Source organism: Brevundimonas sp. LM2 (assembly GCF_002002865.1).
Lineage (GTDB): Bacteria > Pseudomonadota > Alphaproteobacteria > Caulobacterales > Caulobacteraceae > Brevundimonas.
Map to the genome: position 1 here is coordinate 1406705 of NZ_CP019508.1, position 19851 is coordinate 1426555.

Consider the following 19851-nt stretch of genomic DNA (forward strand, 5'->3'; position numbering starts at 1 on the left):
TCCCGTCGCGGCGCTCATGCGACCTGACCGGACACCCCGCCGGAGGACGTTATCTGTCGGGGCAGGTCTCCTGGCTCACGGGTCACGGCTTCCGGTCCGGCCTTCCCGGGGCGGACCCCAGTGACACGAAATGGACCTTCGGCTCGCCGCTTACAGTTGCGGGGGCAGCGCCGGCATCGAACCGGCTTCCCTCTTAGCTCCGCGCCGCCCGAGGACGACGCGCAGACCACGACAAGCCTTATCAGAGCCCTCCGCTGCGGCCGTGTCAACAATCATATAAAGATATCCTTATATGATCTCGGCCTGAAGCGACGAGGGATACATCCTGGGCGGCAACGATCCAGGGCAGTTCGCGTTCGGATAGTCCAATCCGGCGGCCTCGACCTGACCTCCGCCTTCAAGGACCTAGCCGACGTGTTCGATGCCGATCCCCAAGCTGCCGACCGGGCGTTCGAGGCGTCCGTGGTCCAAGGCCTGTCGCAGGCACCCCGCCGGATCCCCAGCAAATGGCTGTACGACGATGTCGGCGCGGCGTTGTTCGAGGGGATCGTGGCCTCGGACGGCTATTATGTCGCTCGGGCCGAAAGGGCGATCCTGGACGCCTGCGGGCCGAGGCTGGGGGAGACCCTGGGGTCGGACGTCACCCTGGTGGAACTGGGGAGTGGCGCGAGCGTCAAGGTGCGCAGCCTGCTGGACACCATCCCCGGGCTGAAGCGCTACGTGCCGCTGGAAATCTCGGAAGCCCAGCTTGTGGAGGCCGCCGAGGCGATCCGGGCGGACTATCCCGCGATCGAAGTCCTGCCCCTGGTGGCGGACTATACTCAGGACGTCGTGCTGCCGGACGGAGTGGGCGACGGGCCGACGGTGGGCCTGTTCCTCGGCACCACGCTGTGCAACCTGCATCCGGACGAAAGCGAGGCCTTCCTCCGCCGTATGCACAGTCTGCTGGGCCCGGACGCCTTTTTCCTGGCCGGCGTGGATCTGGTGAAGGATCCGGCCCTGATGGCCGCCGCCTACAATGCGCCGGGCGGGGCGATGTGGGACTTCAATCTCAACATCGTCACGCGGATGAACCGGGAGCTGGGCACGGCGCTCGACATCGCCGACTTCCGCCACGAGGCGACCTATAACGCCGCCTTGGCCCGGATCGAAGCCGCCCTCTATCCGCTGCGGGATCTGACCGTCCGTATCGGCGGGCAGGACTTCAACCTGCCGGCCGGCGCGCCGATCGTTCTCGAATATTCCTACAAATACACGATCGAGGCCTTCTCCGAACTCGCCGCCCGCGCCGGGTGGACGACGGTGGAGGCCTGGACCGATCCCGAGCGCCTGTGCTCGATCCATTTCCTGACCAATCGGAGTGCCGTGTGACCGCCGCCGTGACGCCCAATGACCACCCCCTGGCCCGCGCCTTCGAGACCTTCGTGCGCGACCAGGCCTTCCCCTGCGTGGGGGCCAAGTCCGCCCTGGCGCGCAGCCAGATGGAGATCGTCGTCGCCCGCGACATCACCTCCGGCTGGGACGATCTGCGCATCCATCCGGGCCTGTTCGGGGCGGCGCGCCGATTCACCGTCGATCCCACCCTGTTCCAAAGCTTCGTGGTGATCTTCGAGGGGCCGGACGATCTGGACGAGGTCGGGTTCGAGCGGGCCATGTGGGCGCGGATCCAGTCGCTGACGGACAAGGACGCCTTCAACGGCGTCGCATACGACCCGAGCGTCAATCCTGATCCGGACAGCCCGCATTTCTCGCTGAGCTTCGGCGGCGAGGCCTTCTTCGCGGTCGGCATGCACCCGGGGGCCAGCCGGCCGGCGCGCCGCTTCCAGAACCCGGCCGTGGTCTTCAACCTGCACCGCCAGTTCGAGCTGCTGCGCGAGGCGGGCACCTATGAGAAGCTGCGGGCCAGTATCCTCGAGCGCGACGTGACCCTGGCGGGGAGCGTCAACCCGATGCTGGCGCGCCACGGCGAGACGTCGGAAGCCCGCCAGTACAGCGGCCGCGCGGTCGACCCCGCCTGGTCCTGCCCGTTCGACAGCCAGGCCAAGGGCACCCGCCATGCCGCATGAGATCCCGCCGCGCTCGGGCACCGCATTCGAGCTGAAGGCCGGCCAGAGGTTGAAGGTGATCGATCCGCGGGGCGAGCAGGTCAGCGACCTTCTGGCCTTCAATCGCCACGACATTGGCGAGGTCATCTCCTCGGGCCGGACGCTGGACTATGCCAGCAAGATCTATCTGACGACCGGCGACGCCCTGTACTCGAACCGGTCTAACGTCATGCTGCGGATCGAGGAGGACAAGGTCGGGCGCCACGACTTCCTGCTGACGCCCTGTTCGGCCGACACCTTCCGCATCATCTATGGCGACACCGATCCGCACCGGGGCTGCTTCGGCAATCTGGTTGAGGCGCTGACGCCCTATGGCATCGGGCCGGACCAGATCCCCACCGCCTTCAACGTGTTCATGAACGTGCCGGTCGACGGCACCACGGGCGCGCTGACGGTCGAGCCGCCGCTGAGCCGGGCCGGTGACTTCACCGTGTTCGAGGCCTGTATGGACCTGATCATCGGCATAACCGCCTGTTCGGCGCTGCAGTCGAACAACCATGCCTTCAAACCGATCCACTACGAGATCCTCGGCTAATCCTTGTCCAGTCCGGCGAACCAGTCGGCATAGACGGTGGTGCGGGCCATGTGGCGGTTGAGGTCGGGGCTGCCGTCGGTCCACCACACCGGGCCGCGCTCGCCCAGAGCGACCTTGGCCGCGTCGACCTGTCTTCGGGCCTCGACCATGGCCGCGGGATCGTCGGTCTTGCGGGCCTGACGGACGGCGGACCGTCCCTTCATCAGTTCGGAGACGAGCCGGGCCCGTTCGTTCTCCGGCAACGACGGATCGGATTTTCGCCACAGCCGACCCCGGACGACGAAATAGCGGCCGTCCGGCGTGTCGGGATAGACGGGGCGGGCCAGCTATCGCGCCCCAGCCCTGGCTTCGACGAGGGCGTCGCGGACCGCGGGGGCCAGGCGGCGGGCGATCAGGTCGATGCCCTCGGCGTTCGGATGGATCCGGTCGCTTTGATTGAAGCGGGGATCCAGGGCCACGCCCTCCAGCAGGAAGGGATACAGCGGCACCGCATGGCGCTCGGCGACCGTCGGGAAGACGGCGTCGAACGCCGGGGCATAGTCGGACAGCCACGGCGGCGCGCGCATCCCGCACAGCAGCACCTCGGTCTGGCAGGCCTGCAGCCGCGAGACGATCGAGCCGAGCGCCTCGGCGATCTGCGCCGGCGGACGCGCCTGCATCAGGTCGTTGGCGCCCAGGGCCACGACGCAGAGATCGGTTTGCATCGGCACGGCGATGTCCATCCGGGCCAGGCCATCCAGGGTCGTGTCGCCGTCGATACCGGCCCCCACCACCTCGACGGTCTGGCCGAGATCGGCGAGAGCGACCTGCAGCCGCGCGGGCAGGGCCTCGTCCGGCTGGAGTCCGTAGCCGGCCGAGATCGAATCCCCCAGCAGGGTGACGACGGGTTTTTGCGGCGGCATCGTCGAACTCACCCTTCGGCGCCACCCATGTCCTGGAACACCTCGCGGACCGCCGCGACCTGATCGTCGTCCTGGAGATCGACGGACACCTCGATCCGACCGTTCAGGGCGGCGTCGGTGCGGGGCTCCACGCTGGGTTCGGCGGCGGCGCGGTCCGAGCCGGAAATGTCTTCGCCCGCAGAGTTCTCACCGCCCTCGGGGGCGACGAAGATGTCGGTGCGCTCCAGGCCGTGCTGCTGGACCAGATGTTCGACGGCCAGTTCGGCCTCGCGGCGGGTGGCGAACGTGGTCTTCAGGGTCTGGCTCATGGGAATCTCCGGTGTGGCTCGGCCAAGTCAACGCCCGGAGACACAGGTCGCTCCCGGTGTGCGTGCTTTTCCGATCGGATCGCGGGCGACTGTATGCCGTTGCCTTGATGCGGCCCGAAAGCGGAGCCGATATGCTGGGCCGACCATGATCGATCCCTGGAATGCCATGAAGACCTCCACCCTCGCCCTGACCGCGGCGCTGGCGCTGGCCGCCTGCGGCAACGCCAACTCCACCAAGGCCCAGGACGGGGTCTTCGCCGAGCCGACCACCCGAACTCCGCCGACCGACGTTTCGACCATGAAACAGAGCTTCTCGCCGGTGGTGCGAGAGGCGGCTCCGGCGGTGGTCAACATCTCGGCCCGCACCGTGCAGCGGGTCCAGGCCGATCCCTTCTTTCAGATGTTCGGCGGCGGCATGCCGCGCGAGCGGGTGGCGGAATCGGCGGGCTCGGGGGTGATCGTGCGGTCGGACGGCATCGTCGTGACCAACAACCACGTCATCGAGGGGGCCCAGCAGATCCGCGTGGTGCTGAACGACCGGCGCGAGTTTCCAGCCGAGGTCATCCTGGCCGACGAGCGGTCGGACATCGCCGTGCTGCGCCTGACCGGCGTGACGGAACAGCTGCCGGTCCTGGCCATCGACGACCGCGAGGAGCAGCAGGTCGGCGACCTGGTCCTGGCCATCGGCAATCCGTTCGGCGTCGGCCAGACCGTGACCAACGGCATCATCTCGGCCCTGAACCGGACCGAGACGGGCATTTCGGACTCGGGATCGTTCATCCAGACCGACGCGGCGATCAATCCGGGCAACTCCGGCGGGCCGCTGGTGGACATGGACGGCGACCTGATCGGCATCAATACGGCCATCTTCTCGCGCACCGGGTCGTCGTCGGGCGTCGGCTTCGCCGTGCCCGCCTCGATGGTGCGGCGGGTGGTGGACTCGGCCCTGGGCGGCGCGACGGCGGTGGTCCGGCCCTGGCTGGGGGTCAAGGGCGACAGCGTCTCGGCCGAGATCGCGCGTTCCCTGGGCCTGCCCCGGCCGCAGGGGCTGATCGTCACCGACGTCTATGCCGGCGGGCCGGGGGCGCGGGCCGGCCTGCGCCAGGGCGACGTGATAACGGCGGTGGACGGGGCCGAGATCAACGACCAGGGCGGGCTGAACTTCCGGATCGGCACCAAGGACCCCAACGATGCCGTGGCCGTGACGGTGGTGCGCGACGGGCGGGCCCAGACACTGAATGCCCGGGTCCAGACCCTGCCGGGCGATGCGGCGGGCAACGGTCAGACCATCGCCCAGGGACCGTTCGCCGGGGCCCGCGTGGCGGCCCTGACCCCGGCCCTGGCCGACCGCCTGGGCGGCGACCCCTTCGCCAGCGGGGCCATCGTCATCGACCTGACGCGGGACAGCTATGCCTTCCGCGCCAACGGCTTCCGGCCCGGCGACGTGGTGACCCAGATCGACGGACGCCCCGTGCGCGACCTGTCCGCCGTCCAGAACGCGAGCCGCGGGTCCGAGGTGTCGCTGCTGCGCCAGGGGCGGCCGATGTCCGGGCGGGTCCGCTAGGGCGCGATCGTCGCGGCGATGGACCAGACGTGGCCGAAGGGGTCCATGACCCGACCGTAGCGGTCGCCCCAGACCTGGTCGGCCAGGGGCGTCATCGGCACGGCCCCGGCGGTCAGGGCGCGGTTCCACCATTCGTCGGCGTCGTCGACCTGAAGATGCAGGGCCACGCCGCGCGGGACGACGTCGGTCTCGTTGCCGTATTCCGGGAACTCGTCGGACAGCATGACCAGGCCGTCGTTGATCAGCAAGCGGCTGTGCAGCAGACGCTCCCCGTCCTCGGCCAGATTGCGGAACACTTCCTCAGCCCCGAAGGCGGCGCGGTAGAACTCGACCGCCGCCTGTCCGCCGCGCGCGGGGATGGTCAGATAGGGGATCACGCCGCCCATGAGGGTCGGGGGATTGGGGTCAGCCATCGTCCGTCCTTTGTCCGGCTGCGTCAGTCTCCTACATAGCGTCATGAGCGATCTTTTCGAGGCCTCCGGCATCCACCCCCCTGACGCACCCCTGGCCGACCGGCTGCGGCCCGCGTCGCTGGACCAGGTGGTGGGCCAGGATCATCTGCTGGGCGAGGGCGGGCCGATCCGGCGCATGGTCGAGGCCGGGCGGCTGGGCTCGATGATCCTGTGGGGCCCACCCGGGACCGGCAAGACCACGATCGCGCGCCTGCTGGCCAAGGCGGCGGGCTATCAGTACCAGCAGATCTCGGCGGTGTTCTCGGGCGTCGCCGACCTGAAGAAGGCGTTCGAACAGGCGCGGATGCGGCGAGCGGCGGGGCAGTCGACCCTGTTGTTCGTGGACGAGATCCATCGTTTCAACCGGGCCCAGCAGGACGGTTTCCTGCCCTTCGTCGAGGAGGGGGTGGTGACCCTGGTCGGGGCCACGACCGAGAACCCGTCGTTCGAGCTGAACGGGGCCCTGCTGTCGCGCAGCCAGGTGTTCGTGCTGAAGCGGCTGGACGATACAGCGCTGGATCAACTGTTGATTCGAGCGGAGGCGCAGGAGGGGCTGGCCCTGCCGCTGACGCCCGAGGCGCGCCAGGCCCTGCTGGCCCTGGCCGACGGCGACGGGCGGTATCTGCTGACCATGGCCGAGACCCTGTTCGCCCTGCCGCCCGAGCCTTTGGACGTCCAGGCCCTGGCGGCGACGCTGCAGCGGCGGGCTCCGGCTTATGACAAATCCAGAGAAGAGCACTATAACCTCATATCGGCGCTGCATAAATCGGTTCGCGGGTCCGATCCTGACGCGGCGCTCTACTGGCTGGCGCGCATGCTGAACGGCGGCGAAGACCCCCTGTATCTGGCGCGGCGGATCGTGCGGATGGCGGTCGAGGACATCGGCGAGGCGGACCCCCTGTCGCTGCTGGTCGCCAATGCTGCCAAGGATACCTACGACTTCCTGGGCTCACCCGAGGGCGAACTGGCCCTGGCCCAGGCGGTGGTGCACCTGGCCACCGCGCCCAAATCGGTCGGCGTCTATGAGGCTTTCAAGGCGGCGAAGCGGGCGGCGGCCGAGACCGGCTCGCTGATGCCGCCGGCCCATATCCGCAACGCGCCCACCAAGCTGATGAAGTCTCTGGGGTACGGCAAGGGCTACCAGTACGACCCCGACACCGAGGAGGGGTTCTCGGGCGCCAACTTCTTCCCCGACGAGATGGAGCGTCGCGTCTTCTATGCGCCCAAGGGCGAGGGGCACGAGGAGAAGGTCAAGGCGCGGCTGGCACGGTGGGCGGCGATGCGGGACGCGAAGGCGCAGACCGGATCCTAGATTCGAGCGACGGGCGCCTTGACGAATGACGCCGCTGCGGCTGCGCGAACGGTGGGCAAAGGCGACCGCCTCCGCTAAGCGCGGGGCGTGACCCTAAGAACCCCCGTCTCCCTGACCCCCGAAGAGATCGAAGCCGTGCGGTCGTGGGTGATCCTCGAGGACGCCTCGGTGATCGCCTTCGCCAAGCCGGCGGGGCTGTCGAGCCAGGGCGGGCGGATCCAGGCGCATACGCTGGACGACCTGCTTTGGGCCTTCGCCCGGTCGAACGGCAAGCGGCCGGAGCTGGTCCATCGGCTGGACCGCGATACGTCGGGCGTGATCCTGGCGGCCAAGACCAAGCCGGCGGCGAGTTTCCTGGGCAAGGCGATCCAGGCGCATCGGCTGACGAAGACCTATCTGGCCCTGGTTTCGGCCGCGCCCGACCCGGCCCAGGGTGACATCAACGTACCGCTGGTGCGTCAGGAGATCGGCCGCGAAAGCTACATGCGGGTGGCCGCCTTCGACACCAAGGGGGCCCAGGGGTCGCGCAGCCGCTATCGGACGCTCAAGGCCAGCGAGGATGGGGCCCTGGTCGAACTGCAGCCCTACACCGGGCGCATGCACCAGCTGCGGGTGCATATGGCGCACATCGGACGGCCGCTGATCGGCGACGTCCGCTACGGCGGGGCGCTGACGGCGGCGGGGCAGGCGGCGCCGCGGCTGATGCTGCATGCGGCGTCGCTGACCTTTCCGCATCCGGAGGGCGGCGAGCGGACGGTGACGGCCGAAATGCCCGACGACTTTCAGGCCCTGACCCAGGCGCTCAACCTGTCCTGAGCAGGGCCCCGCGCTCGACGTCGACGGCCGGGCTGGCATGGGTGAACCCCAGACCCTGAAGCTGCGCCATGCTGCGGGGCGGGGCATCCAGCGCGATCAGGGCGCGGAACGCCCGTTTCAGAACGTCGCTGCGCGAGGAGGCCTGACGCAGCGCCTTCACCGCCTCCGCCCCGTGCCGGGCCAGCGGGACGGTCAGTCCCGCGAAACCGGCATTGGTGAACGGGGCCAGCGAGCCCGGCTGTTCCGGAAGGCGAACGATCACGCCCCGGCAGAGGGTGCGGCCGACGGCGACCGCCTCGTCCATCCGACTGGGGGGCGTGCCGAGGTCGAGATCGCTGATCTCGAACAGGCTGCCCGTCTTCATGGCCAGATGACCCGCTCCGGCTTGGGAAAAGGCTTCCCGCCCGCGCCGGTTGAGCAGGGAGCGGTAGGACACCGGGATGATCAGGGCGACATAGCCGGCGCTGTGATCGCCCATGTTGAAGAGGCAGGCGTAGTCCAGCGTCGCCTTGTCGATCCGGATCAGATCGCCGTCGGTCAGGCCGTCCTGGTCCTTGCCCGTCAGGACGGTGTCCGAGCGGACATCGACGATGGTGCGGGCCAGGTGAATGGCGGTCAGGACGCCGTGCTGAAGGCTGGTCACCGGGCGCGGCGAGAAGTCCACACGCAGGTCGCGGCCCGAGATCGATGTGAAGAAGAGCGGGTTCAGTTCCCGCTCCCGCGCCGAAGACGGGGCGATCGACACGGCGGCGCGTGCGGTGTCCTCCAGCCGCGGAATCCGCGACGGATCCAGCGCGCTGCTGACGACCTCGTCGCCCTCGATGCGGTCGACGCGCCGGAGCCTGACGTCGGCCCGATCCACCCGGCCGATGAAATGGAGCAGGATCTCCTCCAGAACGCGCAGACAGACGGCCTGGGCCGCCGTGGCATAGTCGGTCATCACGGCGACCATGAAGGTCGTGTCGTCGACCCTGACCAGCAGGTCGTGCGGGCCGAGGCGGTCGCGAAGTTTGGTTTCTGTGAAATCCCAGACCAGCTGCTGTTTGCGGTCCCAAAGCGGTCCGGCCCGGTCGCGGATCGCGTCGAGCGCGATCAGGTTGACGCAGCCGTTGGCCACGAGTTCGGAACCCTGGAGGGCGCTCAGGCTTTCCAAAATGGATCCGGCTTCGAACGTCTGCATCGACGCATAAGCCTTGCGGCCGCAAATCGATCCAAGAACGTGGTTCCGGCGCTTCCTTTGACTGAACTGTGAAGAGAACATGAATAAGCGACGTGAATACAATGCGTTAATTCGGGTCTCTGCCTTGGCGGCGGTGCTGTTTTCGACGGCCGCCTGCGCCAGTCTGGCCCCGTATGGGCCGCAGCAGGGACCACGCGGACAGGGCTATGCCGAGCAGCGGATCGAGCGTGACCGCTACCGCGTCAGCTACAACGGCGTCGGGGCTCCGGGGCCGGTGGCGGACATGGCCCTGCTGCGCGCGGCCGACCTGACGATCGAGCAGGGCTACGACTGGTTCGCGGTCACCCAGCGCTACATCGACGGGCGTCCGGACAGCGCGGGCGGGTTCCGGCCCAGCGTCTCGGTCGGTGTCGGCTCCAGCTCGGGACGGTACGGCCGCTACCGCTATTCGGGCACCAGCACCGGTGTCGGCGTGGGTTTGAACTTCCAGGGACCGTCGCCGACCTCGACCCAGCTGGAGATCCGCCTGGGTCGCGGCGAGACCCCGGACGACGTCGAGGCCTACGACGCCCGCGAGGTCCGCTACAGCCTCAGCGGCCGCGAGTAAGCGCGCGGTATTCGACCAGCCGTTCCTTGTCGCGCCGGACCTGATCGCCGACCGTGTTGTCGACGTCCAGCGAGGCGTAGCGCACCCAGCCGTCGACCCCCAGCTTGTCCTTCACCGCGGCCGTCGGCGTCTGCCAGCGGTAGTAGGACAGCCACGACACCAGCACGCCGAAGCCCAGCGCCACCAGCTGCAGCACGCGGAAGCCGCCTTCGTTGGCGTCCGGGGCCGGCCAGACCGCGAAGACGACCAGCCAGACGAACAGCAGCAGCGGCGTGCTGATCCGGCCGACCCATCGCATCCAGTAGCGTTCGCGCCGGACGCGCCACAGCTCCATCTGGGCGTATTTCTCGAGGTACTCCATCCGCGCGCCGATCCACAGCACCAGCCGGGTCAGGAACAGGGCGCGCTCGCCCCAGCCCTTGCCGTCGGTGGCGAACTGGGTCTCGGCCTGGTCGGACAGGGCGCGGGCGTTGGTGAACAGGTTCTGCAGCTCGCGCGTGCGCTGCACGATCTCGCGCGACAGCTCGTAGGAGTCGTTCTCCAGCCGGAAGCGGTACTGGATGAACAGGATCGACGAGACCCCGAAGAACAGGCCGACGGTGATCAGCATGCCGAGAACGGCCAGGCCCAGACCCTGGGGCTGACCGCCGGTCCATTCGGCGAACACGTCCGGGCCCAGCACCGCCAGGGCGGCGAAGGCGATCAGGGCTCCGGCCTGGGTCAGGCGTTTGGTGATGACATGGGTTCGCAGCGCATCGAACACGCGCCGGCCGTAGCCATAGATTCTGCCCCGGATGTCGGCGTCCGCCGGGAACCGCTCCTCGATCTGGCGGCTGAACAGGACGTGGAAGCGGTCGGGCTTGTTCTCCGTCTCCCAGAACGGAAAGATGTCGAGGGCCTGATTGTAGTACTGGTCGATATTGGCGGAGATGACCCGGATCGCGACGGGATCCAGGGTGAAATAGTCGCTTTCCTGAATGGGGCGCAGGATGCCGTCGTCCGACACGGTCGGATTGGGATTGGCGGGCGGCGTGGGCGGGGGCGGGGTGCGGTCGGGCAGGTCCGCCGCGCCGGCGGGCGGGGCGGGCGGCGAGACCGGTATGGTCAGGTTCGGGACCACCGGGGGAGTCTGATCGTCATGCGACATGGCAGCGGTCTTCGATTCCTGAGGCCTTGACCGTGAAGCTTAGGCGCGTTGCGTCGATTGTCCGACGCCGTTCCCTCACCACGCGAAGCTCGGGTATCGCCGTTAACCCTGCGGCGGAGCAAGTGACGTTTTGGTCAGGCTCTGGCCATCGCCGCCGCGAAGGCGACGAGGGGCAACAGCAGCAGGACCTCGATCCGCACCCACAGGGCGGCCCGGGCGGCCTCGGCGAGGGGCGGGCGGAAGCCGGGGTCCGCCTTCAGCGCCCTGCTCCATTTGAGGAACTGGATCGTGGGCAGGGCGGAGATCAAGCCAATCGCGGTGAAGGTGGCGATCTTGGCCCAAAAGTAAGGATTGACCTCATAGGCGACCCAGCCCTTGGCCCCCCACAGCACCCGGGCGACGCCGACGACCACGACCAGGACGGCCAAGGCCCCATAGCCGGCGTCCAGCCGCGACAGGCGGGGCACCGGAACGGGCTCGGCCCGCAGATAGGCCAGTTCCATGGCCAGCATGATCGCCAGTCCGAACACCAGCAGGTGGTGGACGATGGCCAGGGTCAGATCGAGCATGCAGCCTCCTTCGCTTTCGGCGATTGCGCGCTATAAGCCCCCGATCATGACACGATTTCTGCTGGTCGCCATCGGCGGGGCCCTGGGCTCCATGGCGCGCTATGGCGTGGGGCTGGCGGCCGGGCGGATGTTCCCAGGCAGCGCCTGGCCGTGGGCCACCCTGACGGTCAATGTCTTCGGTGGCCTGGCCATGGGTCTGCTGGTCGGCTGGCTGGGCCTGCGGGCCGGGGCCGGGCAGGAAACGCTGCGGGTGTTCGCCGCCGTCGGCCTGCTGGGCGGGTTCACCACCTTCAGCGCCTTCTCGCTGGAGACGGTGGGGATGATCGAGCGGCGGGACTATGGGCTGGCGGCGGCCTATGTTGGCCTGTCGGTCGTGCTGGCGATCGTCGCCCTGATGGTCGGGCTGATGGTCGCCCGGCGCGCGTTTGGAGCGACCCTGTGAGCTACGACCCCACCGAGACCGCACCGGTTGCGCCCGAGCCCAAGGGGCCGGTCGGGGCGCGCGAGGCCCAGATCCTGTATGTCGCCGAGGCCGAGGACGGCATCCGCCTGGACCGCTGGTTCCGCCGGCGCTGGCCGCACCTGTCCAACATCCAGGTGCAGAAGATGGCGCGCGGGGGCCAGATCCGCGTCGACGGGGCCCGGATCAAGCCCGAGGGCAGGCTGACGGCCGGGGCTGCCGTGCGGGTGCCGCCGATCCCCGAGCCCATCGTGCGGCCGCCGGGCGAGCACATGGCCTTGACCCCCGCCGACGTGGCCTTCGCCAAGTCGATGGTGATCTATGAGGACGACCTGGTCATCGCCCTGAACAAGCCCTGGGGCCTGGCGGTGCAGGGCGGGACCAAGACGACGCGCCACGTCGACCGGCTGCTGTCGGCCTGGGGCGAGGGCATGGACCGGCCGCGGCTGGTGCACCGGCTGGACCGCGACACCTCGGGCGTGCTGCTGCTGGGCAAGGGGCCGGAGGCGGCCAAGCGGCTGGCGGGGGCCTTCGCGCGGCGTCAGGCCAAGAAGACCTACTGGGCCCTGGTCATGGGCCTGCCCAAGCCGGCGGAGGGGCAGATCAATGTCCATCTGAAGAAGTCGGGCATCAACGACTACGAGATCATGCGCCCGGCCGACCCCAAGGACCCCGGGGCCGAGCCGGCCGAGACGGCCTTCGCGGTGATCAGCCATGCGGGCATGCGGGCCTCGTGGATGGCGCTGAGGCCCTTCACCGGGCGGACGCACCAGCTGCGGGCCCATATGAAGGCGATTGGCCATCCGATCCTGGGCGATCCCAAATACGGCGACGAGGCCTCCAACCAGTTGAGCGGGCCGCTGAAGCTGCAGCTGCACGCGCGCCGGATCGAGCTGGACCATCCGTCCGGCGGGACCCTGGTGGTCGAGGCCCCGATCAGCGCCGAGCTGCGCGCCGGCTTCCAGCATTTCGGCTTCGACGAGGGCGAGGCGGATCACGACCCGTTCGCGGGGGTGAGGCGGCAGCGGTGAGACCCCTCGCCATCTTCGACATCGACGGCACCCTGGTCGACAGCCGGGCCTCGATCCTGCAGGCGGCGACCGAGGCGGCGCGCGACCTGGGCCTGCCCGACCCCCACTACGACCGGGTGCGCCAGATCGTCGGCCTGAGCCTGCCGCACGCCCTGGCGGTGCTGGAGCCGGACCTGGGCCCCGACGAGCTGGAGCGGTTCACCGAGGCCTTCCGCGCCAGTTTCGGACGCATGTTCGACGCCGGCCATGAGGAGCCTCTTTACGACGGGGCCATGGACCTGCTGACCCGGCTCCACCGCGACGGCTGGCGGCTGTCGCTGGCCACGGGGCAGAACCGGCGCGGCGTGGCGCGCAACCTGGCGCGGGCAGGCTGGGCCGAGCTGTTCGTCTCGTCCCACTGCGCCGAGGACGGGCCGGGCAAGCCCGATCCGGCCATGATCCATGCCGCCCTGGCCGCCGCCGGGGCCCATCCGGCGCAGGCCATCATGATCGGTGACACCGGCCACGACATTCGCATGGCCCTGAACGCCGGGGTCCGGGCCCAGGGCGTGGCCTGGGGTTTCCACACGGTCGAGGAACAGATCGCCGCCGGAGCCCCGCATGTGGCCGCCGATTTCGAGGATTTGGAAGCCGCCCTGAACCGTTTCGCCGCCCAGACCGCCGAGAGAGCCATCGCATGAGCCATATCCCGCCGCTGGACCCCCGGGTCGCCGCCAAGAAGGGGTTCCGCGAATCCGAGGAGCGGCTGAAGCGGTTCTGGACCGAGGCCTCGGTCGCGTCGGAGGGCGAGGGGTTTGTCGTCCTGCTGGACGGGCGCGCCCCCAAGACGCCGGCCCATGCCCGCATCGTCCTGCCGACCGAGGCCGCCGCGCGGATGGTGGCCGACGAATGGGCGGCGCAGGGCGAGTTCATCGACCCCGGCACCATGCCCGCCACCCGCCTGGCCGCCACCGCCATCGACCGGGTCAGCCAGACGCGCGAACCCGTCGCCGACGAGATCGCGGCCTATGTCGGCTCGGACCTGCTCTGCTACCTGGCCGAACACCCCGGCAACCTGGTCGCCGAACAGGCGCGCGAATGGGCCCCCTGGCGGGACTGGGCGTCTGGAGAGCTGGGCGTCCAGGTCGAGGCGACGCAGGGGATCATCCACCGGCCGCAGCCGCCAGAAAGCATCGCCCGGGTGCGCGATCTGGCGCTGGAACTGGACGATTTCGCCCTGACCGGGCTGGCGACGGCGGTGCCGTTGCTGGGCAGCGCCATCTTGGGGCTGGCGCTGCAACGCGGGGCGCTGTCGGGGCAGGCGGCCTTCGACCTGAGCCGGCTGGACGAGGCCTTCCAGGAACGCCAGTGGGGCATCGACGCCGACAACGCCGACCGCACCGAGGCGCGCCGGGCGGAGGCGGTGCTGCTGGACCGGTGGTTCCGGGCGCTTTAAGCCTCGGCCCAAGGAGTCTCCCATGAAAGCCATTCTCGAACAGCTGGAAATCCGTCGCGAGGCCGCGCGGCAGGGCGGTGGCCCCGCCCGCATCGCGGCCCAGCACGCCAAGGGCAAGCTGACCGCGCGCGAGCGGATCGAGGTGCTGCTGGACGAGGACAGTTTCGAAGAGACCGACATGTTCGTGGAGCATCGCAGCCACGATTTCGGCATGGAGACCCAGCGCATCCCCGGCGACGGGGTGGTCACCGGCCGGGGCACCATCGGCGGCCGGCTGGTCTATGTCTTCTCCAAGGATTTCACCGTCTTCGGCGGGTCCCTGAGCGGCGCGCATGCGGCCAAGATCGTCAAGCTGCAGACCATGGCCCTGACCAATGGCGCGCCCATCATCGGCCTGTTCGACGCCGGCGGGGCGCGGATCCAGGAGGGGGTGGAGAGCCTGGCGGGCTATGCCGACATCTTCCTGCAGAACACCCTGGCCAGTGGTGTCATCCCCCAGATCAGCGTGATCATGGGGCCGTGCGCCGGGGGCGACGTCTATTCGCCCGCCATCACCGACTTCATCTTCATGGTGAAGGACACGTCCTACATGTACGTCACCGGCCCGGACGTGGTGAAGACGGTCACCAACGAGGTGGTCAGCCACGAGGACCTGGGCGGGGCGCGAGTGCATGCGGGCAAGTCGGGCGTCGCCGACGGCGCGTTCGAGAACGACCTGGAGGCCCTGTCCGAGGTCCGCCGCCTGATCGGCTTCCTGCCGCTGTCGAACCGCGAGACGCCGCCGGTGCGCGAGTCGTACGACGATCCGGAGCGGGACGAGGCGTCACTGGACACCCTGGTGCCGGCCAATCCGAACCAGCCCTATGACATCAAGGAGCTGATCCTGAAGACGGTCGACGAAGCCGAGTTCTTCGAGATCGGGGCGGACTTCGCCCGGAACATCGTCTGCGGCTTCGGCCGGCTGGACGGCCAGTCGGTCGGCATCGTCGCCAACCAGCCCCAGGTCCTGGCCGGGGTGCTGGACATCGACAGCAGCCGCAAGGCCGCGCGGTTCGTGCGCTTCTGCGACGCCTTTTCGATCCCGCTGGTGACCTTCGTCGACGTGCCCGGCTTCATGCCCGGCACGCGCCAGGAATACGGCGGCCTGATCAAGCACGGGGCCAAGCTGCTGTTCGCCTATGCCGAGGCCACGGTGCCCAAACTGACGGTGATCACGCGCAAGGCCTATGGCGGTGCCTATGACGTGATGAGCAGCAAGCACCTGCGCGGCGACGTCAACTACGCCTGGCCCTCGGCCGAGATCGCGGTGATGGGGGCCAAGGGCGCGGTCGAGATCATCTTCCGCAAGGAGGCCGGCGACCCGGTGGCCCTGGCGGCGCGCGAGGCCGAGTACAAGGAACGCTTCGCCAACCCCTTCGTCGCGGCGGGACTGGGATACATCGACGACGTGATCATGCCGCACGGCACGCGGCGACGGCTGATCCGGGCGCTACGGACGCTGAAGGGGAAGGTGCAGACGAACCCGTGGAAGAAGCACGATAATATTCCGCTGTAGGGGGATGCTCAGCTTCGCGCCATGTGCGCGTGGTAGTAACGCGTCGCTTGCTCCATCGTAATCCCTTCGCGCTGATGGATCGCCAACGGGTGGTCAGTCGGCTCCAGTTCGATCAGCGGGCGCTGTCGGTGGTCTTGGGGCAGTACCTGGCATTTCAGCCCCATGGTCTCCGGATATCCGGGGACTGCATTCGAAAACCAGCCGAACATCGGCCCAAGCTTCGACTGGTCGTCATCCTCGAAGCTGTCCCAATAGCGGTCGATGTTCTCCTTGCTCAGGGTGGACCAGACGCCGAACTCTAGCGTCTGATCACTGCCGATTATGGGCAGGGCCAGCACCGCCCGGACATAGAAGTCGACGTCCTTGAAGCGGCAGAAATCGCTCTGGAGTTTCCAGTTCGCAGCCCGCTCTTCCTCGCTCGCCCAATCCCACGGCGCGGGAGCCTTGAACGCCAGGGCGGAAAAACCTTCATGGGTTTGACCGCAAGTCGCGCAGATGAAGGACACAGGCATGGTTTCGTCCTTATCGGCGTTGCCCTCCCAATGGTAGCGGTTGATGGTGACCAACCTCCTCTTCCTCTGCTCCCGCAACCGCCTCCACTCGCCGACGGCGGAGCAGGTGTTCGCCGCCTGGCCGGGGGTGGAGACCGCGTCGGCGGGGCCCTCCCTCTCCCTCTGGGAGAAGGAGACCTATTCCACCAAGGCGTTCGCCGTGACCACCAGGCCGGTGGTCAGCAGGTACAGCCCGATCGCCCAGGCCCAGGCCTTCCAGCGGCTCAGCCCCGGGACGGCCGCAAGCCACAGGCGCTGGATGGCGATGTACCACAGGGTGATCACCCCGATCAGAACGATGCCGGCTAGGGTGCTCCACAGCGACGGCTCCTGAACGCCGAGGGTGCCGAGGCTGACCAGGATCGAGGTGGCTCCGGCGAGATAGCACTGGGCGAAGAAGGGCGGGCGCAGGCTTTCGCGGTCGATCCTGTGACCCGACAGCTTCAGGAAAGCCCACGCGAAAACCAGGGGATGCAGGCTGAACATCAGGGCCCGGAAAGCCAGCAGGTTCTGCTCATTGCCGGTGATGAAGCGGCTGGCGGCATTCGGTTCGTCGGTCGGGCCGACCCCGAACAGCAGCTCCAGCCCATGGGCGAGCAGGATGCTGAGCACCAGGAACAGCGGCGGGCTGAGCGTTTCCAGATACTGTTTCTCGGGCTTGTCGCGCTGCTCCGCGTCCGAATAGTGCATCGTCCGCAACGGGTGGCGCAGGGTCATCAGCAGGGTGCGCGGATAGAAGAGCAGCCACGACATGACCTCGTAGAGCAGCTCCTCCACCGACTGCAGGATCTTCATCGCGTTCATGTCGGGCCTCCGCGCGTGAGCCTGAAGGGACAATGCTTTGAACCGGTAATCGGTGGCCGGGCATGACCCGATCCAGGGGGCTGCGATGGCACCCACCCCGGTTTTCCGCTAGTCTGACCCCATGAACGCCCCCGCCTTCTTCCCTCGCACGGACGGCGGTCGTCACCGGTTCACGGTCGACGACGTGGATCGCATGATCGAGGCCGGGGTGATCGCGCCGGATGCTTCGCTGGAAATCCTGGACGGGGAGATCATCGACATGGCCTCCGAGGGTGAGGCGCATCTGACGTTCAAGGACGAGATCGTGCGGGTGCTCGTGCCCGCGCTGGGGCGGGAGTGGCGGATCATTCCGGACGGGACGCTGCATCTGGCACCCACGGATGCGCCGCAACCCGACTTCTACGTCATCGCCCGGTCGTCGCCGTTGAAGCCCGCCGATCCGGCGGCGGTGCCGCTGGTGATCGAGATCGCGGACATGTCGTTGGGCTATGATCTGGGCCGCAAGAGCGCGACCTATGCCCGCTATGGGCTGGCCGAATACTGGGTCGTGGACGTCAACGCCCGCGTCACCCATGTGCTGACCCTGCCCGAGACCGGGGCCTATCGCGGGGTGGGGCGGGTGCCGTTCGGCGAGACCCTCGTAGCGGGCGGGCTGCCGACGGTGTCAGTGCGGTTCGACGACTGGGTGCCGCTGGAGGGCTGACGACCTACCCCCGCGCCGCCGCCCGCAGCGCATCCATGTCCAGCCGTTTCATCTCCATCATCGCCGCGAAGACCCGGGCGACGACGGCCGGGTCGGGGTCGCTCATCAGGGCACCGAAGCCGACCGGCACGATCTGCCAGCTGAAGCCGTAGCGGTCCTTGGCCCATCCGCACTGTTCGGCCTCCGGAACGGCCGACAGGGCGGCGTAGAGGCGGTCGGTCTCGGCCGGGTCGGTGTAGATCTGCAGCGAGACGGCCTCGGTGAAGGTGAAATAGGGGCCGCCGTTCAGGGCGGTGTAGCGGTTGCCGGCCAGGGTGAACTCGACCAGCAGGACACCGCCCGCCTTGCCGCCCGGATAGTCGGCGGGGGCGCGGACGATCCGCTCGATCCGCGAGTTGGGGAGGACGGAGACATAATAGGTCGCGGCCTCCTCGGCCTGGGTGTCGAACCACAGGCAGGGGATGATCTTCTGTTCGGCGGGCATGGGGGGATCCTTTGCTTCGGAGGGTTGGAAGGCGTTCAAAGGCGTGACGGCCGCGGTCATGTCAGGGCCCTCAGACCGGTCCGGAGGGCGTCTCCGGTGCCGGGGAGCTCGGCTTCCACGACGGCGTGCTCGCGGATCCAGACGGGGGTGGTTTCGGCGAGGACGGCCCGCCCGGCGTCGGTCAGGGCCAGGCGCCGGCTCCGACGGTCGGTGGCGTCGACGCTGACGCTGACCCAGCCGGCCCGCTCCAGCGGTTTCAGGGCGGCCGTCACGGTCGACCGATCCATGGCCAGCAGCTCGGCGACCGCGCCGATCCTGGGCGGTGAGGGTCGGTTCAGCCCGTTCATCAGCGAGAACTGCCCGCTGGTGATGCCGAAGGGTCGAAAGGCGTCGTCAAACCGGCGGGCCAGGGCGCGGGCGGCGCGCTGGGCGTGCAGGCACAGGCAGTGGTCGCGGATGTGCAGGGTCGTCGCGAAAGCCTCGGGCACGTTTGACATATCCCCAAATACATTGATATCAAACTATCGGTCAAGTTTGTGAGGAGCCGTCATGATCCAGGTCACCGCCTTCAAATGGGTCCCGCCCTTCGCCCAGGGATCTGTTCGCGACCTCCGCGTGCGCTGGGCGCTGGAGGAGGCCGGGCTGGCCTATGACGATCGGCTGATCGGGTTCGAGGACCAGGCGACGCCCGCCTATCGCGCCCAGCAGCCCTTCGGCCAGGTTCCGGCCTATCGCGACGGCACGGTCGAGATGTTCGAGAGCGGGGCCATCGTGCTATGGATCGCGCAGAACGCTGAGGCCCTGATGCCGACCGACGACGCCGGTCGCGCCATGGTCATGACCTGGCTGTTCGCGGCCATGAACAGCGTCGAGCCCTTCGTCGCCGAACTGGCCGGGATCGACCTGTTCCATGCCGACAAGAGCTGGGCGAAGGAACGCCGGCCGGAAGCGGAGGCCTTCCTGCGCAAGCGGCTGGGCGATGTGCAGACCGCGCTCGGGGACCGGCTGTGGTTCGCCAACGACCGCTTCAGCGCCGCCGACATCCTGATGACCCATGTGCTGCGCGATCTGCGCCACACGACGATCGTCGCCGACTTTCCCGCCCTCGCCGACTATGTCGCCCGCGCCGAGGCCCGTCCTGCGTTCCGGCGAGCTCTGGACGATCAGATGAAGCCGTTCCGGGCCGTGGAGGCCGCGCAGCTTGAACGCGCCGAGGGTCCGGTCGCGTCGTAGCCTGGAGAGAGCGGCGATGCCTCAGGCCTGATGGTCATCCCGGCGCGCCGGGCCAAGGCGACCGATCCATATACGACCGATTTTGACGCAGCAGTCGG

25 protein-coding genes and 1 riboswitch are annotated in these 19851 nt (G+C 68.5%); of the genes, 14 read left to right on the plus strand and 11 right to left on the minus strand.

Annotated elements, in window-relative coordinates; genetic code table 11:
• Positions 1 to 42 precede the first annotated feature (42 nt).
• Positions 43 to 246, minus strand: a riboswitch (cobalamin riboswitch).
• Positions 247 to 414: 168 nt separating this feature from the next.
• The 3 genes from egtD to BZG35_RS06925 are packed head-to-tail and all read left to right on the plus strand — an operon-like array spanning position 415 to position 2640.
• Positions 415 to 1371 carry an L-histidine N(alpha)-methyltransferase gene (egtD, locus tag BZG35_RS06915; RefSeq protein ID WP_171981900.1) on the plus strand — a complete coding sequence of 319 codons (957 nt, stop codon included), beginning with the start codon at positions 415 to 417 and terminating at the stop codon, positions 1369 to 1371.
• Positions 1368 to 2066 (plus strand): guanitoxin biosynthesis heme-dependent pre-guanitoxin N-hydroxylase GntA, encoded by a 699-nt coding sequence (gene gntA, locus BZG35_RS06920; RefSeq protein ID WP_077354980.1) that lies wholly within the window; start codon positions 1368 to 1370, stop codon positions 2064 to 2066. The genes egtD and gntA overlap by 4 nt, the downstream gene beginning before the upstream one ends.
• A complete protein-coding gene (locus BZG35_RS06925; protein ID WP_077354981.1) occupies positions 2056 to 2640 on the plus strand; it encodes a DUF1989 domain-containing protein in 585 nt (194 codons plus the stop codon). Before gntA ends, BZG35_RS06925 begins: the two co-directional genes overlap by 11 nt.
• On the opposite strand, the gene BZG35_RS06930 is transcribed toward BZG35_RS06925, so the two are convergent.
• From BZG35_RS06930 to BZG35_RS06940, 3 genes are all read right to left on the minus strand, one after another.
• Positions 2637 to 2882, minus strand: coding sequence for a hypothetical protein (locus BZG35_RS06930; protein WP_253189293.1), 246 nt, complete (start codon positions 2880 to 2882; stop codon positions 2637 to 2639). The two genes, BZG35_RS06925 and BZG35_RS06930, sit on opposite strands and share 4 nt — an antisense overlap.
• A gap of 84 nt (positions 2883 to 2966) precedes the next feature.
• Positions 2967 to 3542 (minus strand): arylesterase, encoded by a 576-nt coding sequence (locus tag BZG35_RS06935; protein WP_077354983.1) that lies wholly within the window; start codon positions 3540 to 3542, stop codon positions 2967 to 2969.
• An 8-nt stretch (positions 3543 to 3550) separates the two neighbouring features.
• Positions 3551 to 3850 carry a hypothetical protein gene (locus BZG35_RS06940; protein ID WP_077354984.1) on the minus strand — a complete coding sequence of 100 codons (300 nt, stop codon included), beginning with the start codon at positions 3848 to 3850 and terminating at the stop codon, positions 3551 to 3553.
• 166 nt (positions 3851 to 4016) lie between these two features.
• Between BZG35_RS06940 and BZG35_RS06945 the strand changes: the two genes are divergently transcribed.
• On the plus strand, positions 4017 to 5414 hold the full coding sequence (locus BZG35_RS06945; RefSeq protein WP_077357913.1) for a Do family serine endopeptidase: 1398 nt from the start codon (positions 4017 to 4019) through the stop codon (positions 5412 to 5414).
• Here the strand turns inward: BZG35_RS06945 and BZG35_RS06950 are convergent.
• Entirely contained in the window at positions 5411 to 5827 is a 417-nt protein-coding gene (locus BZG35_RS06950; RefSeq protein WP_077354985.1) for a VOC family protein, read from the minus strand. The two genes, BZG35_RS06945 and BZG35_RS06950, sit on opposite strands and share 4 nt — an antisense overlap.
• A 43-nt stretch (positions 5828 to 5870) precedes the next feature.
• Here BZG35_RS06950 and BZG35_RS06955 point away from each other — a divergent pair, with 43 nt between their 5' ends.
• Both BZG35_RS06955 and BZG35_RS06960 read left to right on the plus strand, forming a co-directional pair.
• Positions 5871 to 7178: a replication-associated recombination protein A gene (locus BZG35_RS06955; RefSeq protein WP_077354986.1), complete on the plus strand. Its 1308-nt coding sequence runs from the start codon at positions 5871 to 5873 to the stop codon at positions 7176 to 7178.
• A gap of 87 nt (positions 7179 to 7265) precedes the next feature.
• Positions 7266 to 7994 (plus strand): RluA family pseudouridine synthase, encoded by a 729-nt coding sequence (locus BZG35_RS06960; RefSeq protein WP_077354987.1) that lies wholly within the window; start codon positions 7266 to 7268, stop codon positions 7992 to 7994.
• Here the strand turns inward: BZG35_RS06960 and BZG35_RS06965 are convergent.
• Positions 7981 to 9174 (minus strand): hypothetical protein, encoded by a 1194-nt coding sequence (locus BZG35_RS06965; protein WP_077354988.1) that lies wholly within the window; start codon positions 9172 to 9174, stop codon positions 7981 to 7983. The genes BZG35_RS06960 and BZG35_RS06965 overlap by 14 nt on opposite strands.
• Positions 9175 to 9253: 79 nt before the next feature.
• Here BZG35_RS06965 and BZG35_RS06970 point away from each other — a divergent pair, with 79 nt between their 5' ends.
• Positions 9254 to 9781 carry a hypothetical protein gene (locus BZG35_RS06970; RefSeq protein ID WP_077354989.1) on the plus strand — a complete coding sequence of 176 codons (528 nt, stop codon included), beginning with the start codon at positions 9254 to 9256 and terminating at the stop codon, positions 9779 to 9781.
• On the opposite strand, the gene BZG35_RS06975 is transcribed toward BZG35_RS06970, so the two are convergent.
• Together BZG35_RS06975 and BZG35_RS06980 are read right to left on the minus strand one after the other, a co-directional pair.
• Positions 9765 to 10928, minus strand: coding sequence for a hypothetical protein (locus tag BZG35_RS06975; protein WP_077354990.1), 1164 nt, complete (start codon positions 10926 to 10928; stop codon positions 9765 to 9767). The genes BZG35_RS06970 and BZG35_RS06975 overlap by 17 nt on opposite strands.
• 134 nt (positions 10929 to 11062) lie before the next feature.
• Complete coding sequence (locus BZG35_RS06980; protein ID WP_077354991.1) at positions 11063 to 11497, minus strand: DUF2214 family protein; 435 nt, start codon at positions 11495 to 11497, stop codon at positions 11063 to 11065.
• Between the two features lie 46 nt (positions 11498 to 11543).
• Here BZG35_RS06980 and crcB point away from each other — a divergent pair, with 46 nt between their 5' ends.
• From crcB to BZG35_RS07005, 5 genes are read left to right on the plus strand one after another with little or no spacing between them, the layout of a single operon-like run.
• Positions 11544 to 11939: a fluoride efflux transporter CrcB gene (crcB, locus tag BZG35_RS06985; protein ID WP_077357917.1), complete on the plus strand. Its 396-nt coding sequence runs from the start codon at positions 11544 to 11546 to the stop codon at positions 11937 to 11939.
• Positions 11936 to 12988 (plus strand): RluA family pseudouridine synthase, encoded by a 1053-nt coding sequence (locus tag BZG35_RS06990; protein WP_253189294.1) that lies wholly within the window; start codon positions 11936 to 11938, stop codon positions 12986 to 12988. Before crcB ends, BZG35_RS06990 begins: the two co-directional genes overlap by 4 nt.
• Positions 12985 to 13668 (plus strand): HAD-IA family hydrolase, encoded by a 684-nt coding sequence (locus tag BZG35_RS06995; RefSeq protein ID WP_077354992.1) that lies wholly within the window; start codon positions 12985 to 12987, stop codon positions 13666 to 13668. Before BZG35_RS06990 ends, BZG35_RS06995 begins: the two co-directional genes overlap by 4 nt.
• Positions 13665 to 14423 carry an ATP12 family chaperone protein gene (locus tag BZG35_RS07000; protein ID WP_077354993.1) on the plus strand — a complete coding sequence of 253 codons (759 nt, stop codon included), beginning with the start codon at positions 13665 to 13667 and terminating at the stop codon, positions 14421 to 14423. Before BZG35_RS06995 ends, BZG35_RS07000 begins: the two co-directional genes overlap by 4 nt.
• 22 nt (positions 14424 to 14445) lie before the next feature.
• Entirely contained in the window at positions 14446 to 15978 is a 1533-nt protein-coding gene (locus BZG35_RS07005) for an acyl-CoA carboxylase subunit beta (protein WP_077354994.1), read from the plus strand.
• Positions 15979 to 15986: 8 nt separating this feature from the next.
• Here the strand turns inward: BZG35_RS07005 and BZG35_RS07010 are convergent, their stop codons facing one another.
• Both BZG35_RS07010 and BZG35_RS17610 read right to left on the minus strand, forming a co-directional pair.
• Positions 15987 to 16544, minus strand: coding sequence for a DUF2199 domain-containing protein (locus BZG35_RS07010; protein WP_150125960.1), 558 nt, complete (start codon positions 16542 to 16544; stop codon positions 15987 to 15989).
• A 123-nt stretch (positions 16545 to 16667) separates the two neighbouring features.
• A complete protein-coding gene (locus tag BZG35_RS17610) occupies positions 16668 to 17333 on the minus strand; it encodes a hypothetical protein (protein WP_150125961.1) in 666 nt (221 codons plus the stop codon).
• 121 nt (positions 17334 to 17454) lie between these two features.
• On the opposite strand from BZG35_RS17610, the gene BZG35_RS07025 reads away from it, so the two are divergent.
• Positions 17455 to 18036: a Uma2 family endonuclease gene (locus BZG35_RS07025; RefSeq protein ID WP_077354997.1), complete on the plus strand. Its 582-nt coding sequence runs from the start codon at positions 17455 to 17457 to the stop codon at positions 18034 to 18036.
• Between the two features lie 4 nt (positions 18037 to 18040).
• Here the strand turns inward: BZG35_RS07025 and BZG35_RS07030 are convergent, their stop codons facing one another.
• Complete coding sequence (locus tag BZG35_RS07030; RefSeq protein ID WP_077354998.1) at positions 18041 to 18520, minus strand: VOC family protein; 480 nt, start codon at positions 18518 to 18520, stop codon at positions 18041 to 18043.
• 56 nt (positions 18521 to 18576) lie between these two features.
• On the minus strand, positions 18577 to 19008 hold the full coding sequence (locus tag BZG35_RS07035) for a MarR family winged helix-turn-helix transcriptional regulator (RefSeq protein WP_371454826.1): 432 nt from the start codon (positions 19006 to 19008) through the stop codon (positions 18577 to 18579).
• Positions 19009 to 19069: 61 nt separating this feature from the next.
• Here BZG35_RS07035 and BZG35_RS07040 point away from each other — a divergent pair, with 61 nt between their 5' ends.
• The gene (locus tag BZG35_RS07040) at positions 19070 to 19753 is read left to right on the plus strand and encodes a glutathione S-transferase family protein (RefSeq protein ID WP_077355000.1); all 684 of its coding nucleotides are present in this window, start codon (positions 19070 to 19072) and stop codon (positions 19751 to 19753) included.
• Positions 19754 to 19851: the final 98 nt, after the last annotated feature.

Coding starts and splice junctions, on each gene's coding strand:
- BZG35_RS06925 (WP_077354981.1), top strand. CDS start 2,056: ATGCCGCATGAGATCCCGCCGCGCTCGGGCACCGCATTCGAGCTGAAG.
- BZG35_RS06935 (WP_077354983.1), bottom strand. CDS start 3,542: ATGCCGCCGCAAAAACCCGTCGTCACCCTGCTGGGGGATTCGATCTCG.
- BZG35_RS06940 (WP_077354984.1), bottom strand. CDS start 3,850: ATGAGCCAGACCCTGAAGACCACGTTCGCCACCCGCCGCGAGGCCGAA.
- BZG35_RS06945 (WP_077357913.1), top strand. CDS start 4,017: ATGAAGACCTCCACCCTCGCCCTGACCGCGGCGCTGGCGCTGGCCGCC.
- BZG35_RS06950 (WP_077354985.1), bottom strand. CDS start 5,827: ATGGCTGACCCCAATCCCCCGACCCTCATGGGCGGCGTGATCCCCTAT.
- BZG35_RS06955 (WP_077354986.1), top strand. CDS start 5,871: ATGAGCGATCTTTTCGAGGCCTCCGGCATCCACCCCCCTGACGCACCC.
- BZG35_RS06965 (WP_077354988.1), bottom strand. CDS start 9,174: ATGCAGACGTTCGAAGCCGGATCCATTTTGGAAAGCCTGAGCGCCCTC.
- BZG35_RS06970 (WP_077354989.1), top strand. CDS start 9,254: ATGAATAAGCGACGTGAATACAATGCGTTAATTCGGGTCTCTGCCTTG.
- BZG35_RS06975 (WP_077354990.1), bottom strand. CDS start 10,928: ATGTCGCATGACGATCAGACTCCCCCGGTGGTCCCGAACCTGACCATA.
- BZG35_RS06980 (WP_077354991.1), bottom strand. CDS start 11,497: ATGCTCGATCTGACCCTGGCCATCGTCCACCACCTGCTGGTGTTCGGA.
- crcB (WP_077357917.1), top strand. CDS start 11,544: ATGACACGATTTCTGCTGGTCGCCATCGGCGGGGCCCTGGGCTCCATG.
- BZG35_RS07000 (WP_077354993.1), top strand. CDS start 13,665: ATGAGCCATATCCCGCCGCTGGACCCCCGGGTCGCCGCCAAGAAGGGG.
- BZG35_RS07005 (WP_077354994.1), top strand. CDS start 14,446: ATGAAAGCCATTCTCGAACAGCTGGAAATCCGTCGCGAGGCCGCGCGG.
- BZG35_RS17610 (WP_150125961.1), bottom strand. CDS start 17,333: ATGAACGCGATGAAGATCCTGCAGTCGGTGGAGGAGCTGCTCTACGAG.
- BZG35_RS07025 (WP_077354997.1), top strand. CDS start 17,455: ATGAACGCCCCCGCCTTCTTCCCTCGCACGGACGGCGGTCGTCACCGG.
- BZG35_RS07030 (WP_077354998.1), bottom strand. CDS start 18,520: ATGCCCGCCGAACAGAAGATCATCCCCTGCCTGTGGTTCGACACCCAG.
- BZG35_RS07040 (WP_077355000.1), top strand. CDS start 19,070: ATGATCCAGGTCACCGCCTTCAAATGGGTCCCGCCCTTCGCCCAGGGA.